Genomic DNA, 18,659 nt, shown 5'->3' on the forward strand with positions numbered 1-18,659 from the left:
TATCCCACCTTCCTTCTGATAGCATATTCCTATACAAGTATGTGGTTGACTATAAAACGGTTAAGCCTCTGCCCATCTCCGAAATGCTTATTTATAATTTTAGTGAATCACTTAAATCTAAAAAATGGCGACATATCCTCACGCAAGTGATGGATATAGAAATAATCATTACTAGGAGGATCATAGACGTAATCGTTTTTCCAATTATCTATGTTTTCTGTAATTTCTTTAATCGCTCGAACAAAGATAAGTATTTCGTCATTTGTCATGATCGGATGAACTGAGAAACGTACCCATCCTGGTTTTGTAGACATATCTCCTTGATTAATTTTATCCGTAATCTGTTTCGAGGTTGCTTGATCGATTTCTAAGAGATAATGGCCATACGTCCCTGCACATGAACATCCCCCTCTTACCTGAATTCCATACCTGTCATTTAGGAGACGAACCACCAAGTTATAATGAATGTTTTCAATATAAAACGAAACAATACCAATTCTATCTTTGATATTCCCTGCTAATATTTTGACCTCCGGAATGTTTTCCATATGGGAAAATAACAGACTGAGTTGTTCTTTCTCTCTTCTCAATATTTTGTTGATCCCCATCTTCGTTTTCAAATTCAAGCATAAAGCAGTCCGAATCGATTGCAGAATTCCAGGGGTCCCTCCATCTTCCCGCATTTCAATCTCATCGATATACTGGTGCTCTCCCCAAGGATTGGTCCATAAGACTGTTCCGCCGCCGGGATGGTCTGGGACCTTATTGGTATAAATCCTTGAATCGAAGACCAATACTCCACATGTTCCAGGACCGCCTAAAAATTTATGCGGTGAAAAAAATATCGCATCAAGCTTCTCAAGCGGATCTTCCGGATGCATATTGATCTCGACATAGGGTGCAGAGGCTGCAAAATCAACAAAACAGAGCCCCTGATGTTGATGCATGAGCTTTGCAAGCTGATGATATGGCGTTTGAATCCCAGTTACATTAGAGCATGCTGAAAAGGAACCAATCTTTAATCTGCGATCCTTATAAACATTAAGAAGATGTTCTAAATGATTTAAATCCACTCTCCCCTCCTCATCAGGATTAATCACTATGACCTCACCAAGTGTTTCTAGCCATGATGTCTGATTCGAATGATGTTCCATATGAGTCAGGAAAATAATGGGTCTTTCCTTACCAGAAAGCGGGAGTCGGTCTCTCCAAACTTCCGGAACTCGCAGCCCTAAGATGCGCTGTAGTTTATTTATGACTGCAGTCATTCCAAATCCATCCAGGATAACCACATCATGTTGATCTGCATTAACATGTTCTTTAATAATTTTTTTGGACTGCTTATATAAGCCGGTCATCATTAAACTAGTGATATTTGATTCTGTATGCGTATTGGCCATAAAGGGTCCAAATACCTCAGAAATTTTTTGTTCAATCCGTTGATACAGTCTTCCGCTGCCCGTCCAGTCGGCATAAATGATTTTCTTTTGACCAAAGGGGGAATCAAATTCTTGGTTCATCCCAATTACATCTGAGCGAAATGGTTGAAAATATTCTTCAAGGTTGTCTGGGATTCGAAACGTTTTACTTCCAATATTGGCCGTGATCATTTGTTCCACACCTCACACTTTTTGTTCTTATTCAATATATGCAAGGCTCTTTTACACCGTTTCATTTGTTTTCAAACAAGAGAAAGGGCTTCCAAACGGTTCTCGTCTGCCATAGTAAAAAATACCCAATCGGATCACCGATTAGGTATTTCAATTTCTACGATTAATAAGTTGTAATCTTAGCGGATTCCTTTTTGGTTACCTCCTCAATTTTTTGAATAAACATTTGAAAAACTCTTCGTTTCTCCTCTAAATCTTTTATGTACTCTTTTAATTGGTTATAGCTTTCTTCAAAAGGTTTATGATACATCTCACGGATTTTTTCAATAATCTCTTCATTTACTGTTGATTGAATAACTTGTTTCGTAATTCCATACTTATACGAATACACCTTTAATTCCTGTGCCACTTCATCATATTCTTTGGCGATTTCAGCTAAAACCAAGGAAATATCTTCCTTCCACTCGTCTAGTGATTTTTGTAGATACGATTTTGTCAGTGTTTCTTCCATAAAATACCCCACCCAACTTGATTCAAGTATATTAACCCTATTATAGCGAGGTTTGATTACATCCAAGTTTCCCACAGTTTACAAAGTGGTGTCATTACGTTTTTACTGATTGCTTACAAAAAAACTATGCAATAGGCCTCCTGCATCTTGCATAGTTTCTTTGAACTATTCAAATGATGGTTTTCGCAATGAACATTGCATACTTTCAGTCTGAAGCTCTGGAGCAAATTCTGCTAATTTTTTGATAAAATAGCAGGTTTCAGGAAAATGGTGTTCGAGGAATCGAAGGGTTGTTTTATTTAATATCCTATTACCCTTATATTTTTCAACCACGGATCGAATATATTGATTCATATCGATAACCGTTTTGCCGACTTCTAAAGCCAATTCGGTTTGACGCGGGAACCCCTGCTCCGTGAAGCGCAAGAACCCTTTTACATGATGATTCTGCAGGATGAACATCTGAAATCTTTGCGCATAAAGATCTGATTGACGCTCAACAGACAGCTCGATCGGATCAATTAAATTCCTTAATAGAATGATGTGACCCAATTGATCCTCCAGCCATAAATCTAGCAGTTGATCCAATCTCTGCCGAACTGGCTGCTGTCCATTGACAAGGTAGGATAAGAGCCGTAAATATTCTTGATTTTCATTTAAAGTGCCATTTAAATAAGTAGGTGACAGATTTAAGTTTATTTCATTTTTAATTCTTAAGTTCTGCATCTGTCCCTCAAACCGGTAATATTCGTAGGAAACAGCATAAGCTTGTTTGGCAAACGCAGTTATATCACTCGATGTATAGCTTAAGGTTGGGTTCATTTGTTTTAGATGATTAAGAAGGCCTTGAAAGGATTGATTAAACCCTTCTGCAATAGAAATCTCCTTTCTTTCTATCACCGATAAATGATCACGAACAAAGATCGCATGATCCTGTAAAATTTCAAGCCAGAATAAATGCTCCTCCCACAAACTAATAGTACCAGACATACACATCCCCCCTCTAATAAGAAGATATTCATGCCTGATTAAATTAGAAATTTTCTGCAAAATTTTTCGTAAAAAACATGAAATTTTTGTTTATTGCACCTCGACTATTTTGGCGAATTCCTTAAGGCTGGTAGAATATGTAACATAGGTCCGGGGTAACAAGTATCGTTCCTTTTTTGTACTAGAAGAAGTATATGGGCCAGGGGTGGTTGTCAGTCCATACCTGTAATACTTTTCCGTTTCACTTACCACTCGCTTATTGGTGTTTCCGTACGGGTATGCGAGTGCAATTACCTTTTTTCCAGTGATTTTCTCAATCTTCTCTTGCGAATCTTTTAATTCATACGTGAGCTTCTCAGATTTCGTAAGATCAGGATGGGTAGCTGTATGTGACTGAATTGAGATTAAACCTGAATCGGTTATTCGTTTTATCTCTTGGTCTGATAGACGATTAGGCCTGCCAATAAAATCAGAAATGACAAAAATGGTTCCTCTCGGCTTAAACTCCCTTGTTTGCAGCATTTGAAAAATGGTCAACACATTTAAATTATTTTTATAGCCATCATCAAAGGTGAGAAAAATCGGTTTTTTTACATTCACTGCTTCGCGCCATTGTTCAAATGTTAATAACGTAAAACCATGATCTCGCAGGTAGATCATTTGTGCTTCAAAGTTTTCTGGCGTGACATAAAGTTCCTTGGACCCAGTACCTGAATATTCAGCAATAGAGTGATAAATAAGAATCGGTATTTTTTGAGCAGCATTTCCCTTGCCTGGTAAGGCCAAAACAGCAATGGTTAATAATACAATAAAAAATATTTTCATTTAATGTTCCTCCCTTCATTTCAGTTAAAAGAATCTAAATTACTATTTCCTTTTGCCTAATTTGTCATTCGGTCATAAGAGATGATATCTCCTCTCAAATGGTGGTAAACTATTCATAACTTTTAAAAAGGAGAACACTGATGACAAAGTTTAAGGTCCTATTCCTAGATATTGATGGCACACTTGTAACACCTGATAATAGATTTGAAGAATCAACAAAAGAAGCCGTTGCCCAGGTTCAGGCTAAAGGGATAGAAGTATTTCTTGCCACTGGAAGGCCGCTCCACGAAATCGATGATTTAGCCTCACAATTGAACATTCGCTCTTTTATTGGCTATAACGGGGCCAACGCAGTATATAAAGGTGAAGACATTTTTCAGGAACCGTTAGAACCAGCATTGATTAAGCGTTACCTCACAATTGCAAAGGAACACAACCATGATGCCGTTCTCTATACAAATAAAGAAAATCTCTTCACTGATCTACAAGAACCCTTTATCCAAAAATTTATTGAGGTGTTTCATTTTCATAAAAACGAACTGTATACCCCAGACTTCGAGCGTGATATTTTGGGCATAACACTGATTAATTTAAAAACGGAGGATGTTTCCCTTTATGAAAACGAGTCAGGTATTCATTTATCACAAGTGAATGTTGAAGGACTTAGGCATTGCTATGATGTGATTAGAGATAAGATTAATAAGGGATTTGGAATTCAAACGTTATTAAACTACCTCAACATCCCAAAAGAAAGTTCGATTGCCTTCGGGGATGGGATGAATGATAAGGAAATGCTGCAAGCTGTTGGCGAAAGCTTTGCGATGGGTAACGGCCACCCAGATATTTTTCAATATGCCAAACATAGAACAACAGATGTTACAAACTCTGGGATCTATAATGGTTTGAAGAAGCTTGGATTAGTTGAATAAAAAAAGAAATGCAGGTATTTCAATAGTGGAATACCTGCATTTCTTTTTTTCCTCTGCGCTTTTTATGCAAAAAAATGTTGTTATTTCGTGATTTCAGTCTTGTTTTGATAGCTTTTGTCAACCAGCAGGAAAAATGTATACCTGATGGTGAATAACTAGTTAATGAACAAAAAATTTCCTATATAAATAGAGAGAGGAATGGATTTTATGAAGACCTATACCTTAAAAGAGGTTTCCAAAAAAATAAATGTAACTCCTGGGACATTACGAAAATGGGAACAAGACTTTGAAGATTTACTTGATATCCCACGAACAAAACAAGGAGCCAGAATATATACGGATATAGAGATTGAATTGTTAGTAGAAATAAAACAGATGGCTGATAAAAAAGTGAGCAAAGACGCCATCCGTCAGGAAATGCAAAAAATCGAAGAGCCGGAGAAAGTCGAGGGTTCATCTATGCACCTATATACTTCAGAAGTGTTTCCGGAAGATGAGATTATTCCGGATCCAGATGTCTCGTCAGAAATCAATCTCGAAAAGATGAATACTTCCGAGCCGCAAGTATCTTTAGAAATTGTCCCAGAAGAGGCCATTACTCAGTTACCAATTGAGGAGAGTGCCATGAAAAATACGGAGCTGTTTTTTGACGCAATGGAGAATTATAAAAAAACGTTCTTAAGTGAAGTAAAGGACGAAATTCGCACTGTCGTTCGCAAAGAAGTTCTAGAAGAAGTAAAAAAGGAAATTTCAAAAGGTACTTTTGTAACGGTAAAAACAATCTCTGATTCCATTTATAAATCCTCCGAAAATACAAAGGCTGAAATTCAAGTTTTATCGGAGTCTATTGAAAAAGTATCAGAGGAAACGACAGACTCCTTGAAACACCTTGCAAATAAAGTCGCGAATGTTTCCTTAGAAACCTCTGAAGAGATCTTTTCCCTTTCAAAGCAGCTATCTGAAACTTCTGAAGAACTTTCCCATTATGTTGATGTCACAAATAACGAAATCTCCAGTTTAGCTGAGGCTATTACAAAAGACCGTGAATTCCTTATTGAGGAGCGGAATCAATACCGACAAGAAGTTACCCAGAGAGAATTGGCCTTCCAACAAATGCTAACTAACTTCCGTGATGTCGCAGCTGCAAAAGAAAAGAAATGGTGGAAGTTTTGGGCTTGAGTATTTTTCAACTTTTGTTTTGGCGCATTCCTTTTTATTCGTTAAGATTTTCTTAGTCTATCGTCACTCTTGTTTGTAGCTTATTCTATCTTTAGGAGGATTCGGCATGAATACTAGTGAAGTAGCAAAGTTATTAGGGGTATCTTCGAGTACGATCCAGCGTTGGGTAAAGCAGCTCGAACTGCCAATGGAAAAAAATGAACGAGGTCATTATTATTTTAGCAGCCAAGATATTCAGCAATTAAAAGATATTCACGAAAAACTACAAGCCGGAACACTTCTTCATGAGATTAGCCCAGTGGGAGAGAAAAAAAGCATCCGAAAAGGGACTGTGAAGGCAAGTGAAAATGATGAAGCAATGGAAAAACTAATAGGGAAGGTCAAGGAATTGGAGATAAGTCTACATGCCAAAGCAGATTCCGTTGCTTCCTATCAATTGCTTCAGCATCGAAGAGAAATTGAGGAATTGCAAGATCAGGTTAAAAATTTAACCCAACAAATGGAACATCTCCAAAGTAAGTTGAACGAATTAACCTCACCGTTACTTCCCGAAAAACCTTTGGTCTTTGACCAAACAAAAACAAAACGAAAAAAGAAGAATTTTATGAGCAGTCTGTTAGGTTTTTTGTAAAGCAAAAGTCGAACGTACTTTACGTTCGACTTTTTATGTTCTCTTATCCAGTTTTAAACTCAACTAATGGTCTTGTATATTTCTTTATAAAGTAACTGCCAAGGAGTTGACAGATGAAAAAGGACAAGAAGAAAAGTAGAATGTAATTTCCTGATAGAAACTGTAAAGTTTCATCCGGTAAGATGGCTTGGATTGATTTTATAATAAAGCCATGGAATAAATAAACATATAACGTTCTTTCACCAATTTTTGTAAGTTTGTATTGTGTTGAGGGAATTAATGCAAAAAAACCGAAGACAACCAATAATGTCAGTGCATATTGAAGCAATCGCACAAGACCATCCGACCATTGCAATCCCCCCATGTTTGCATAAGAGGTATCCCCTAACAGCCAAGGCACTGCATCTTTTGGAAAGCCCATCCAGAAGAAAATCATTGTTGCAATAATGATCATAATCCCAATAGGTAGTGAATACTTAGCCCGTACAACCCGTTTTAACTGATTAGCATTCAGTAAAAATCCTAAAAGGAAATATGGGAAAAAGACAAAGGTTCTTGAAAGGCTTAAGAAACTTCCGGCATCCTCTACATAACCAATTGCAATCCCTAAAATGATTGCCACTCCCATACCGAACCACTTTAATTTAGCAAATCCATATAATAACAAATTCCAGAAGAAAAGGCTTAATAAAAACCATAATGACCAATGAGGATGGAGAAAATCAAAGGCCAATTTCTCTTCTTGGCCAATTAGATAATAATAAATGGAGTAAATCATCTGAAAGATTAAGTATGGAATTAAGATTTTCTTGACAGATTTTTTAAGATAGCCCTTCTTTCTATAGCCTTTTGCAAAATATCCAGAGATTAAGATAAAGGCAGGCATATGGAATAAAAATATCCCTGTATACAAAGTAAACAGTATTCCATCCTGCTCCTTAAGTGGACTAATGATATGTCCGAAAACAACAAGAAAGATCAAAATAAATTTGGCATTGTCGAAGAATTTACTCCTTTTTGAAGTTGCAGCCATCTAATCACCTCAGTCGAGTTATCGTTCAAAAAGGTATAGTAATATGTTTATTTGTATTAATTATAATCACAAGAGAAAACCCTTTTGGACAGTATGAAAATTGATCCTAGTTATCCTTATACCCACAATATCATAAAAGTATTACAGCAGTATGTATTTGTTTTTACCAACTATTGCATAAGAATTACAATTTTAAAATAACGATACTATGTACCTACGATTAATTTACCAGGTAGTCCTTAAGAAAAGCTTAAATACAAAATCGCTGGGTGGATGCCACAAAAAAAGAACTTAGGAGTCCTAAGTTCTTATACATTCAAAATATCGACAAAGTTATTACTAATAATTTCATGGAAGTCTTCCTTCAAGTCATCTATAGATAGATGTAGAAATGAGGACAACTGTTTTAAATATTCTTGGTCAAAGCGCAGCCATGAAGCATGATTTCTTTTTAGAGAGCGCTCCGCTTCAGGGAAACTGGAATACGTCGGTGCTTCCCTTTCGCCTTTATGGACAATATAAAAATTCCCGTCGCCCGTTGGAACAATATAAGAAATTTCTCCATTATGATTTTGGTAACTTGTCCCAGTAGCAGATTCCTTTACATTAAATTCATTCCGATCAGTGTCTGGCTTCAGTGGGTTTAAGCCAAATACCTCGACTACAAACGTCTCAAAGGCCTCTTTTGACAAATCTGATCCAGATGCTTTTGGATGTCCCCCACCACCGAATTTTTGGGCAAACTGTGCAACATTTACTTCATCATGAATGGTCCGAAATCCCATTTTCTTTCCCGAGACATTTAAAAGGACAATCATATCTAAATGTGGATAAATATTATTTAACGCGTTTCCAAGCTCAGACAAATACTGCTCAGCATGGACGATTCCAATACAATACTCATTTACAAAGGTCTGGATGGTCTGCATGCTTTTGGAGTGGATATATCGAGTAATCTTTTGTTCCTCAAGATTAAGAATCATATTTTCTGTTTCGGTTAACGAAAAGGATTCTTTATTTTCAGTCAGCCGCTTTAGCATTTCTTCTTCAAATCGTTCTCTGTTCAATATGTAAAATAAATCATTTAACCGCTTGGCTGTGACATTGTTATTTTCATCCCACTCCCAAGTATCATATTGACGGACCAAGTCAATAAATTCCTCTAATGCTTGATTTCTTTCCATTTTTTTATGCTCGATTAAGTAATCATAAAATAAAGAGGTTGCACAAGTCTTTTTACCATTATCATATTCTGGAATCACTTTTCCCCATTTATATTCGTTAAAGTGCAAGGCGGTTACATGATGATCGATCATCTGAACAGGTTTCCCCTGCCGATACCGTTCTTCAAGCATTTTCTCGACTGACTCATTGACCGCTAAATCAGTAATATAAATTTCTTCCTGATGGTTACCAGGATGTGTTATAACTGCTTCCACACGCTTATTTAAATTTCGATAAGAACAGTAATAAACATTTGCCTGATCACCGAAGGCGATTTTAGCAATCAGCCCGCAACCGAGACCGTCTAAGTCAATATCCGTAAAAAGTCTTACCATACAAGACACCATCCAATCTATTTTCCATAACGCTTAGTTTGTTTTTGATGAACGGATCCTATTCAGCATCCCTACATCCTCATACACGCTTTTCTTTCTATCTGCTTAATATATCGTAAATGGTAAATAAAATCGATTATTTTTTTGAAATTAATCCTGTATGAACCTAATACTTCATTATTAGAATAAAAAATTAAAATCCAGCCATCAAGAATCGTGGCTGGATTTAACATTACGATAACCTTTTTATCTTATCAGCAATCGGTTTTCGTGGTTTTGGCTCTGGTATGATTTCCGGATAACCAATTCCTAGCACACCGATTACTTCATATCCATTAGGAACACCAAGTATTTCCTTGTTGCGCTCTGTTGCCCCAATGGATGACCAAAATGTCCCCACACCTTCAGCCCAAGCGGCTAAGTTAAAATTTTGAATAAAACATGCTGTCGCTAATGCATTTTCGATCATTTCTATTTGTGATGTACCATTCCTTGATAAAACAGCTATTACAGTAGGTGCATCGCCAAAGTTTGTTTTATGATTCAGTTTTTCTCTAGTTTCCTTCCCGACAAAAAGGATTTCCCACGGCTCTGTCATGCGATGATTCGGAGCCATAGCAGCGGCTTCAAGCCACGCTAATAGAGATTCTTCTTTTACTACATCAGGTTTAAACTTTTTAATATTTCTCCGATTTTTAATTACATCGATCATTTTGTCCTCATCACTCCACTTCTAACTTTTTTTTAAATTCTACTAAGATATACTCTTACCTTTTAACTTAAATTCCTACCTTATAATAGCCTCTTTTAAAACCATAAAAACAAAACCATATTGCTTGCAGGAAGAAAAACAGCCCCCAAAATGATGCCGGAAGAAATCCGGTTATTCGGGCAAGATTTGCCGCGTCCCCTGCCGCCTGTGGCTGTATTACGCTAATAAACAAAATTTCATATGCACTTTGAACAGAATCCACTAATATGATGGCTGCAATTAATAGTAATACATGGTTTCTAATACGTTGGCTCCCTTTTATAAGTAATAAAAGAAAGGCAGCTGCGAAGGAGCAAAGCCAAAAGATCCCGTATGGATTACGGACCCAAAATATGAGATTTAAAAAAATAAAGGCTAATATAATATCAATTAACATGTTTTCCTTTTTTCTTCTTAACAGCCAAAAAGAAAGGAAAGCTGTGAAAGATGCAAAGGTGTAGCCTGCAAGACTTGTGAAGAAACTGCCCATCCATGTTGATTGATTGCTAATCGTGGCCCCTTCCGAGTTCATAAATAATGAAATGGTTTCTACCCTTCCCCCAAATAGAGCTATGATGGCATGACCCGTTTCATGTATCAGCGTATTAATTATTTTCACATAATTTCCTATGATCGGTACATGAATCAATATAACCGCAATCACGAGGACAAGGAAAAATTTTGCACTGAATTTGTCCCGGACAAAACTCAAGTTAATTCTCCTTTTTTATCATAATTTTTTGCTTATCTATATTTTACAGTTTCCCTATATAATATTGCAAATATTCTCTCATATTACTTTGTTTCATTTATATTTTATCTGGGTATATCCTCATTAGTTCATTCGTTGGGTCGACAACCAACAACTTCTATGTTACCATTAAGTTGTTACTATATTAACCTAATAAATTTGAGGGGGAATGAAATTGATAGAATTCAAAAACATTGTAAAGAAGTATCGAACCAAAACCATTATTAATCCATTTTCATTAAAAATTGATGCAGGTCAATTAGTTGTCTTCATTGGTCCAAGTGGCTGCGGAAAGACTACATTGCTCAAAATGATTAATAAACTAATTCAGCCAACATCAGGGCAGATTTTTGTAAATGGAACGGATATTACCACGATGAATCCCATTGAACTCCGCCGTAACATTGGCTACGTTATTCAAAACACCGGGCTATTTCCACATATGTCTATAAAAGAAAATTTAGAATTAATACCGAAGCTTAAGGGGGAAGAGCCTGCTTCCATTGAAAAGAAGACCCATGAATTACTGGAATTAGTTGGCCTTGAGCCCAAGGAATATTTATATCGCTATCCAAAAGAATTAAGCGGCGGGCAGCAGCAAAGAATCGGTGTTGCGAGAGCCTTCTCTACTAACTCGGATATCATTCTCATGGATGAACCATTTAGCGCACTGGACCCAGTTACAAGAAGCTCCCTTCAAGATGAATTGTTCCAAATGCAAAAGGAATTAAACAAAACGATTATCTTCGTTACCCATGATATGGATGAAGCAATCAAAATAGCTGACAAAATTTGTATCTTGAAAGAAGGGGATATACTTCAATATGATACTCCGGAAAACATTCTAAAAAATCCTGCGAATCACTTTGTCGAAGACTTTATTGGCAAACGCCGAGTGTGGAACAATCCAGAGTTATTATTGGCCGAAGATATCATGATTCAACATCCTGTTAAAATCACGTCTATGCGTACTGTACTACAGGCTATTGAGATTATGAAAGATCATAAGGTAGATAGTTTAATGGTGACAGACAAACATAATGTCCTTAGAGGGCTCGTGACATTAAAAAGTATCCAATTACTGAATCGAAATTTATCGATTGAAACGGTCATGGAGCGTAATGTCCTGTCGGTTGCACAGGACGCTAACTTAATCTCCGTGTTAGCCACGATGAACGAACATAAAATCGGATATCTTCCTGTGGTGAACAGTTCCAGCCAACTAACAGGCCTCATCACTAGAAGTAGTATTTTATCTGCGTTAAGCAGTCAATTAATTGATTTGGAGGTGGCATTTTAATGAGTGGATTTTGGAATTATCTTACAAACAACTACAGTCAAATCCTAAGCCTACTAGGAGAGCATTTATATTTAAGTATCGTATCCGTTCTAATCGCCATAATTATTGGAATCCCATTAGGCATATTAATTTCAAATGAACCAAAACTCTCAAAACCAATCATTGGAATTACAAACGTAATCCAGGCTGTCCCAAGCTTAGCTTTACTCGGTTTTCTTATCCCATTTATCGGAATTGGCAGTACACCTGCAATCGTAATGGTTGTACTTTATTCTTTACTTCCCATTGTTAAAAACACATACACTGGTTTAACAAATATTGACGGAGACATTCTGGAAGCCGCCAAAGGTATTGGTCTGACCAAGAGTCAAACAATGAAAAAGGTACAGTTACCACTGGCCTTCCCAATGATTATGGCGGGTATCAGAATTTCAGCAGTGACAGCAGTCGGCTTAATGACCATTGCTGCGTTTGTTGGAGCAGGCGGACTTGGTTACCTGGTTTTCTCAGGTGTGCAAACTGTCGATAATTACATGATTTTAGCAGGAGCCATTCCCGCTTGTATTCTCGCTCTTCTGATTGATTTTGTCGTTGGCAAACTCGAATCATCTCTTTCTTATACAAGTAAACAAAAATCAACATCGAAAAAAGGAAAAACTACCAAAAGAGTGATGATTGCATTTATTTCTATTGTTTTGGTAGCTGCCATAGGCTTTAAAGCCTATTCATCCGTTAAGGCAGAGGATAAGATTGTTATTGGTTCAAAAAACTTTAGTGAGCAATTAATTTTAGGCAATATGCTCGCTGATTTAATTGAAGATCAGACCGATATACAGGTAGAGCGAAAATTGAATCTAGGTGGTTCACAGGTAGCCTTTGGTGCATTAAATTCTGGAGATATTGACATGTATGTAGAATATACGGGGACAGGTTTAGTTAATATTTTAAATCAACCTCCAGAAAGTGATTCGGATAAAGTCTATAAGTATGTTGAGAAGGAATTTAAGCAAAAGTATGGGATTAATCTATTAAAACCGCTTGGGTTTAATAACACCTATGCATTAGCTGTACGACAAGACACGGCTAATGAGTATCACCTAAATACCATCTCAGATTTAGCTAAGGTAAGTGGAAATTTAACTATGGGTCCTACCATTGAATTTCCAAATCGGGAGGATGGATTAATTGGCCTTACAAAGACCTATAATATGGCCTTTAAGGATGTAAAACCAGTTGATGGCGGCTTGCGCTACACCGCTCTTCAAAATCAGAAAAGTGACGTTATTGATGCCTTTTCAACCGATGGATTACTTGAAGCGTTTCATTTAAAGGTACTAAAGGATGATCAGCACTTTTTCCCTCCATATTATGCAGTACCAATTATTAAAGAGGAAACCTTAAAAGAGCACCCCGAGTTGAAAAAGGTAATTAATAGCCTCTCCGGAAAACTAACGGATGAAAAAATGCGGGAACTTAACTACAAGGTTGACAGCCTTAAACAATCTCCAGCTAAGGTTGCCAAAGACTTTTTAGAAAAAGAGGGATTATTGGATTAATAAAAAAAGCCGGTCGGATTGACCGGCTTTTTTTATGTGCTCAGTTTGATATCTTTTAATACTAATCTTCTAAGAAATGAACAACCCTGTCATAGGTCTCATCATCCCCAATTACTAGTAAAACATCCCCTTCCAGGATTAAGGCGTAAGGGCCAGGTGAGATAATCAAATCACCGTTTCGCTTCATTCCAATCACCGTACCACCCGTATTTTGCCAGAATTTCACTTCTGAAATGGTTTTTCCAATATAACTGCACCCTGGAAAAATCTCTACCTCGATAGGCGCCAATGGATTGGTATGCCGTAGTTTCCCTGAATAATCCATTATTTTTCTTAACGTATCAAAAAGATCCTCATCCAGTCTATTTCTTTCTGAAATGAGCGTATTCATTTGTTTTTCTAAGTCCTTTATACTCGCTAAATTTGAAAAACGATGGATATATTTATAAGCATTCTCTCTCGATGAGATGACAATTCCACTACCCTTAGTGGATTGGACAATCTCCACGTCTTCTAAGATTTTAATTGCTCTTCGGACCGTTTCAGGTGAGACCTTATATTCACTTGCAAGAGTGGATCTTCCATGGATCTTTTCCCCTACTTTAAACTTTCCATCGTATATTCTATTTGCTAAATCAATCGCAATCCGTTCATATGTTGGAATTTGTGCCTTTTGCATTGGACCACCACCAAGTTTCATCTTATAAAAATTTTCATATATCATCACTATACCGTTTTTATAACCAGTTTGCGAGCCGGAACCTATACCTTTATATTTGATCATTTTAGGACATAATGGTAAGGAGGCATTTTGCTTAGGAGATGAGCTGGTGAAAAGAAAGGTAACGATTTCATTAAGCATACTATTTAGCTTGGGAATGGCTGGGTTATTTATCTTTTACTTGATAAAGCATGACCATACTCGGTGGCAGGTTGCTCTAGGGGGAATTTTCGTCAGCCTGTTACCGCTGGGTCTATTAAAAATGAAAAATAATCCTTTTAATACTCCAATTATTGTCAGTTATTATCTGTTCTTATTTTGCTCTTTATATTTAGGCTCTATTTCAAGCTTTTATTTGCATTTCGAATGGTGGGATTCTACCCTCCACTTTTTTAAGGGAATGTTTGTAGGGTTTGTGGGTATTAGTCTTTATAAACACTGGGTTCCACCGCACACCCGAAGTAACGTTTCCACTGGGATTCTTTTTCTGTTCGTCCTTTCACTAGCTGTTTCCTCAAGTGTGCTTTGGGAGATTTATGAGTTTGTAGGCGATCTCACTCTAACACATACCATGCAAAGAGGGGGAAATAAGGATACCATGCTTGATCTTCTATGTGGTTTTGCAGGAGGACTTATTACTGCGTTTTATTCCCTTCTTAGAAAAAGAAGTATTTAAGTGGAGGTGTTTGTACAATGAAACGGAAACTCGTTATCACTTTGAGTCTATTGTATGTCTTATTCATGGTCTTCTTGGCATTCTATTATCATAGTATAGGGCAGTCCTTTAAATCCACTGTGGCCCTTGGAGGGATCCTTTGTGGGGCAGTTCCGCTTTTATTGGCATTGTTTACAAAACTGCAATTTAATTTACCAATCGTCTTTTCGTATCTCATTTTTTTGATTGGTTCACAATATCTAGGTTCTATATTAGGCTGGTATGGGCTAGGTTGGTGGGACACCTTTATGCATTTTGTCAGTGGAGCCATTTTGGCTTTTTCAGGAATTGCCTTATATGAAAGATTAATTCATCGGGCAGCAGGACACGAAATTTCACCTTGGTTTGTTTTCCTGTTCACCTTGTCATTTGCGGCCTTGGGCGGCGTCTTATGGGAGGTCTATGAGTTTAGCTGCGACCAATTGTTTGGGATGACCCTGCAAGGCGGGGGAAATAAAGATACGATGACGGATTTAATAGCTGATACTATAGGCGGGCTTGTCATAGCGATATGGACCTTCGCTCGAACAAAGTTAAAATTAAAAAATGTAAGACGACTTAATTAGTGAGAATGTAATCCGTCTTAAAACATTGATAAACCAATATCGGTACGACTAAAATTAATAATACTTTTAGCTGCTATTCGATTCCGCTCCTGCAAGAGACTTTGTAAACAATGGTTCATATTTAATTCTCTTTTCACTCATCGTTTGGAAGAGGACCATGCTCTCCCCAATTGTGACAACATCAACTTCCTGATAATTAGTCATTAATTCTGTTGACATGATTACAGCCCGCATTTTATTAAAATACCAATACTAAAAAAAGGCTCAATGCTACATGAGCCCAGGTAACGTTTTCATTCATCAGCTGGCAGTCATTGACACCTCTTTAGATCAATCCATAAATAAATTATGAATGGATTTGCTTATGAAGCGTCGCTCTGACAGCACCTGGTGATTGGATAAGCTGTTTGAAGAATGCCTCTACTTTTTCTCCTAGTCCAGCTTCATATAAATTGATACCAAAAATTCTTTCATTTGATAAAATGGGGCGTAAATTATCTCCTACTGAATCTGGATGACCAAATACTATCTTTTGAAGATATTGCTGTAGTTCCTCTAAAAGAGGATCTGGACTAAGTGTCATTTTTTCTCCTGCATCATTAAAGCCCATCAAATAACGGCACCAAGCAGCAATCGTCAAGGGGATAAATGATAAGTCATTTACATCCAGGTCTTCCTTTTGTAGATATAATTTGATCGTTTCCCCAAATCGAATCGCTAACTTTTGTGAAGTGTCTGATGCAATTCGTTGTGGCGTATCCGGAATATTAGGATTTGGAAAGCGTACCTCAATGACTTCTTTAATAAACTCTATTGGATCAATAATGCCAGGATCTGTTACCACTTTCATACCCTCATCGTAGCCGATTTTTTCTATTAACGCTTTTAAATCTGGATCCTTCATTTCATCAGCAATCGAAGAATAATCAAGTAAACAGCCAAAAATGGCCAGAGCGGTATGAAGTGGATTTAAACAAGTGCACACCTTCATTCTTTCGACAAGGTCAACCACTTCTCGTTCTGTAAAATACACACCCACCTTTTCTAAAGGCGGTCTTCCGTTTGGAAAACAATCTTCAATAACAAGGTATTCCGATTCCTCTGTATTCACAAATGGAGCCAGTGCCGGTCCATTTTCCTTTACTCGAATTAGTTCAGCACTTCCATATCCTTTATCGATTAACTTTTCTTGCACCATTACGGAAGGAAACGGCGTAATTTTATCAATCATACTCCATGGAAAGGTGATTTTCCTTTCATCCATTAAATAGTCAATAAACCCTTGCACAACCACACCGTTTTCCTTCCAAATCGAAGCAACCGTAATAATTGCCTCCTTCAGCTTATCTCCATTGTGAGAGAAATTGTCTGTACTTACTAACGCTAAAGGAGCTTCCCCTGTTTGATATCTTTCATGTAAAAGGGACGCAAGCATTATCATCGTATGCTGTATAGGATAATTCAGTCCTTTCTCCAATTCTTCTTGTATAGATGCACGAATTTCCCCATTCATATCTCTTAAATCATAGCCCTTTTCTGTAATGGAAAGAGAAATAAATTGAAGTGAAGGATTACTAAAGATCTCTTTTAAACGTGACCAAGACGCGGGTCCGTTAAAGGTCGCAATACTTTCCGCCACACTTGCGATCACTTCCATACTCAATGACCCATCAGTCTTCATCACAACATCCAAACTTAAATTATCATATGGTTGATAGATCTTTTCAACTAGCGTATCACTGTTTGCGGATGCTACAATGATCCCTTTATCAGTCCCTTTCTGCTCAATTAAATGCTGCTGCAAGACAGAATGAAACGCTCTAAATAAATTCCCGCCACCAAAATGTAACCAAACCGGTTCTTTTTTCGTTGCTTCCCAAACCTCTTCAAAATGATAATCTGGTGTTTTAATACCGATGACCTCAAATTTATTTTTATTCGTTTTGAGTTGTTCCTTTTCTAGTAATAGCAATGTTGTTCCTCCTTATTACTTTATTGATTGATCAACACATCTTTTCGAATTTAGTTGGAATGCAAATTATTCTTTTGCATTATTAAAGAAGTTATCCTGAACCCAAATTTCTTTGGCAGTTGCCCCTTTTAAGACGGTATCCACGTTTAAATACTGTTTTAACTCTAAATGAGTCCAATGATAGAGAGGATTCCCTACTAATTTTTCTATTGTTTCAGCCCATTTGACAAATTTCTCATAATCCTCTGCTTCACCTGTAATGTAGTATTCTTCAACTCCATTTGCTCTCATTGCCCGCCATTTATAATGGTTTGTTTATTTAATTTAAAGGAAAGGACGTAATCAATACGACTAGCAATAATCCAACTACTCAATCAGTATGACCCCTACAATGGTATGAACAGCGCCTTATGGTTGTGTGGTTGCTTTTTGTACAACGCCTCCAGCATCCAGGACTGCACCAACTAAGAAAGTATCAAGGGCTACCGATAATTTTCTAAAGAATGTCATAACCGATGCAAAAATACCTTCACGTCTTTGTTTGGTACTCATTTCATCTGCATCTAGAATAAATGGGGATAAATGCCAAGGAACGAATTCAAGCATACTTCTACCAATTTAATAGATGAACGAAATAATACTAACGTCAAAATTGGTTAACTAGGATGGAAGTAATAGACTGCTCCATATCCAAATAAACAAAGAATCATTGTCGAGTATGAAATTTCAGCCAAGTTTGCAGGGCCCCATTTTGATTATTAAAAATCCATAAACGATGGCACTAGGAAGCCCGATAATACTAAAGGAAAGTAAGTTAAACGCCACTTCGGAGGAGCTATTCAGTGCATTACACAGTAGAAGACGAAGACTGCATTAAACGCATCTTAACCAGTCATTGAGCAAATATACATAAGTAGGTGTTTGCGGAAACTTTTTACTTTAAAAGTAGACGCAAAATCAACTAGTGTTTGAATAATTACTTTTAAATAATCAGTAATGCTTTTACGTTCTTTCTTTTGCTTCACAAATTGCTACATTACTTCTGGAGATACCTCTCGTT

At 37.0% G+C, this 18,659-nt stretch carries 19 protein-coding genes and 1 pseudogene; 7 read left to right on the forward strand and 13 right to left on the reverse strand.

Translation table 11 applies throughout. The features are described 5' to 3' along the window. Positions 1-107 precede the first annotated feature (107 nt). The 4 genes from L1999_RS19030 to L1999_RS19045 form a co-directional block, all read right to left on the reverse strand. Entirely contained in the window at positions 108-1,610 is a 1,503-nt protein-coding gene (locus L1999_RS19030) for an aminotransferase class V-fold PLP-dependent enzyme (RefSeq protein ID WP_235739986.1), read from the reverse strand. A gap of 163 nt (positions 1,611-1,773) precedes the next feature. Further along, the gene (locus tag L1999_RS19035) at positions 1,774-2,121 is read right to left on the reverse strand and encodes a hypothetical protein (RefSeq protein ID WP_235739987.1); all 348 of its coding nucleotides are present in this window, start codon (positions 2,119-2,121) and stop codon (positions 1,774-1,776) included. Between the two features lie 165 nt (positions 2,122-2,286). Continuing rightward, positions 2,287-3,111, reverse strand: a complete 825-nt coding sequence (locus L1999_RS19040) for a DUF2935 domain-containing protein (RefSeq protein WP_235739988.1) — start codon at positions 3,109-3,111, stop codon at positions 2,287-2,289. Positions 3,112-3,201: 90 nt separating this feature from the next. Beyond that, on the reverse strand, positions 3,202-3,936 hold the full coding sequence (locus tag L1999_RS19045; protein WP_235739989.1) for a polysaccharide deacetylase family protein: 735 nt from the start codon (positions 3,934-3,936) through the stop codon (positions 3,202-3,204). Positions 3,937-4,076: 140 nt separating this feature from the next. On the opposite strand from L1999_RS19045, the gene L1999_RS19050 reads away from it, so the two are divergent. The 3 genes from L1999_RS19050 (at position 4,077) to L1999_RS19060 (ending at position 6,675) form a co-directional block, all read left to right on the forward strand. Further along, positions 4,077-4,865: a Cof-type HAD-IIB family hydrolase gene (locus L1999_RS19050; protein ID WP_235739990.1), complete on the forward strand. Its 789-nt coding sequence runs from the start codon at positions 4,077-4,079 to the stop codon at positions 4,863-4,865. Between the two features lie 207 nt (positions 4,866-5,072). Beyond that, positions 5,073-6,044, forward strand: a complete 972-nt coding sequence (locus L1999_RS19055; RefSeq protein WP_235739991.1) for a MerR family transcriptional regulator — start codon at positions 5,073-5,075, stop codon at positions 6,042-6,044. Positions 6,045-6,150: 106 nt separating this feature from the next. After that, positions 6,151-6,675, forward strand: a complete 525-nt coding sequence (locus L1999_RS19060; protein ID WP_235739992.1) for a MerR family transcriptional regulator — start codon at positions 6,151-6,153, stop codon at positions 6,673-6,675. Positions 6,676-6,718: 43 nt separating this feature from the next. Here the strand turns inward: L1999_RS19060 and L1999_RS19065 are convergent, their stop codons facing one another. From L1999_RS19065 to L1999_RS19080, 4 genes are all read right to left on the reverse strand, one after another. Next, on the reverse strand, positions 6,719-7,708 hold the full coding sequence (locus L1999_RS19065) for an acyltransferase family protein (RefSeq protein WP_235739993.1): 990 nt from the start codon (positions 7,706-7,708) through the stop codon (positions 6,719-6,721). 308 nt (positions 7,709-8,016) lie between these two features. After that, positions 8,017-9,267 carry a DHH family phosphoesterase gene (locus L1999_RS19070; RefSeq protein WP_235739994.1) on the reverse strand — a complete coding sequence of 417 codons (1,251 nt, stop codon included), beginning with the start codon at positions 9,265-9,267 and terminating at the stop codon, positions 8,017-8,019. Between the two features lie 232 nt (positions 9,268-9,499). Continuing rightward, on the reverse strand, positions 9,500-9,979 hold the full coding sequence (locus tag L1999_RS19075; protein WP_235739995.1) for a nitroreductase family protein: 480 nt from the start codon (positions 9,977-9,979) through the stop codon (positions 9,500-9,502). Positions 9,980-10,046: 67 nt separating this feature from the next. After that, positions 10,047-10,730 carry a M50 family metallopeptidase gene (locus tag L1999_RS19080; RefSeq protein ID WP_235739996.1) on the reverse strand — a complete coding sequence of 228 codons (684 nt, stop codon included), beginning with the start codon at positions 10,728-10,730 and terminating at the stop codon, positions 10,047-10,049. Positions 10,731-10,938: 208 nt separating this feature from the next. Between L1999_RS19080 and L1999_RS19085 the strand changes: the two genes are divergently transcribed. Together L1999_RS19085 and L1999_RS19090 are read left to right on the forward strand one after the other, a co-directional pair. Further along, a complete protein-coding gene (locus L1999_RS19085; protein WP_235739997.1) occupies positions 10,939-12,069 on the forward strand; it encodes an ABC transporter ATP-binding protein in 1,131 nt (376 codons plus the stop codon). After that, positions 12,069-13,625: an ABC transporter permease/substrate-binding protein gene (locus L1999_RS19090; RefSeq protein ID WP_235739998.1), complete on the forward strand. Its 1,557-nt coding sequence runs from the start codon at positions 12,069-12,071 to the stop codon at positions 13,623-13,625. The genes L1999_RS19085 and L1999_RS19090 overlap by 1 nt, the downstream gene beginning before the upstream one ends. Before the next feature lie 61 nt (positions 13,626-13,686). Here the strand turns inward: L1999_RS19090 and L1999_RS19095 are convergent, their stop codons facing one another. Then, entirely contained in the window at positions 13,687-14,304 is a 618-nt protein-coding gene (locus L1999_RS19095; protein WP_215042764.1) for a GntR family transcriptional regulator, read from the reverse strand. 151 nt (positions 14,305-14,455) lie between these two features. Between L1999_RS19095 and L1999_RS19100 the strand changes: the two genes are divergently transcribed. Then, the gene (locus tag L1999_RS19100) at positions 14,456-15,022 is read left to right on the forward strand and encodes a DUF2238 domain-containing protein (RefSeq protein ID WP_235739999.1); all 567 of its coding nucleotides are present in this window, start codon (positions 14,456-14,458) and stop codon (positions 15,020-15,022) included. Positions 15,023-15,039: 17 nt separating this feature from the next. Next, entirely contained in the window at positions 15,040-15,627 is a 588-nt protein-coding gene (locus L1999_RS19105; protein WP_235740000.1) for a DUF2238 domain-containing protein, read from the forward strand. 66 nt (positions 15,628-15,693) lie between these two features. Here L1999_RS19105 and L1999_RS19110 read toward each other — a convergent pair whose 3' ends face one another. The 4 genes and pseudogenes from L1999_RS19110 to L1999_RS19125 form a co-directional block, all read right to left on the reverse strand. Further along, positions 15,694-15,846, reverse strand: coding sequence for a hypothetical protein (locus tag L1999_RS19110; RefSeq protein WP_235740001.1), 153 nt, complete (start codon positions 15,844-15,846; stop codon positions 15,694-15,696). A 127-nt stretch (positions 15,847-15,973) separates the two neighbouring features. Next, positions 15,974-17,599 (reverse strand): mannitol dehydrogenase family protein, encoded by a 1,626-nt coding sequence (locus L1999_RS19115; protein WP_235740002.1) that lies wholly within the window; start codon positions 17,597-17,599, stop codon positions 15,974-15,976. Between the two features lie 90 nt (positions 17,600-17,689). Next, positions 17,690-17,911 (reverse strand): annotated as a pseudogene (locus L1999_RS19120) (glucuronate isomerase); the annotation flags it as partial. Positions 17,912-18,007: 96 nt separating this feature from the next. Next, a complete protein-coding gene (locus tag L1999_RS19125) occupies positions 18,008-18,205 on the reverse strand; it encodes an MFS transporter (RefSeq protein ID WP_235740003.1) in 198 nt (65 codons plus the stop codon). Between the last annotated feature and the right edge of the window lie 454 nt (positions 18,206-18,659).

The organism is Neobacillus drentensis, from assembly GCF_021560175.1.
Taxonomy (GTDB): Bacteria; Bacillota; Bacilli; order Bacillales; family Cytobacillaceae; genus Neobacillus; species Neobacillus drentensis_A.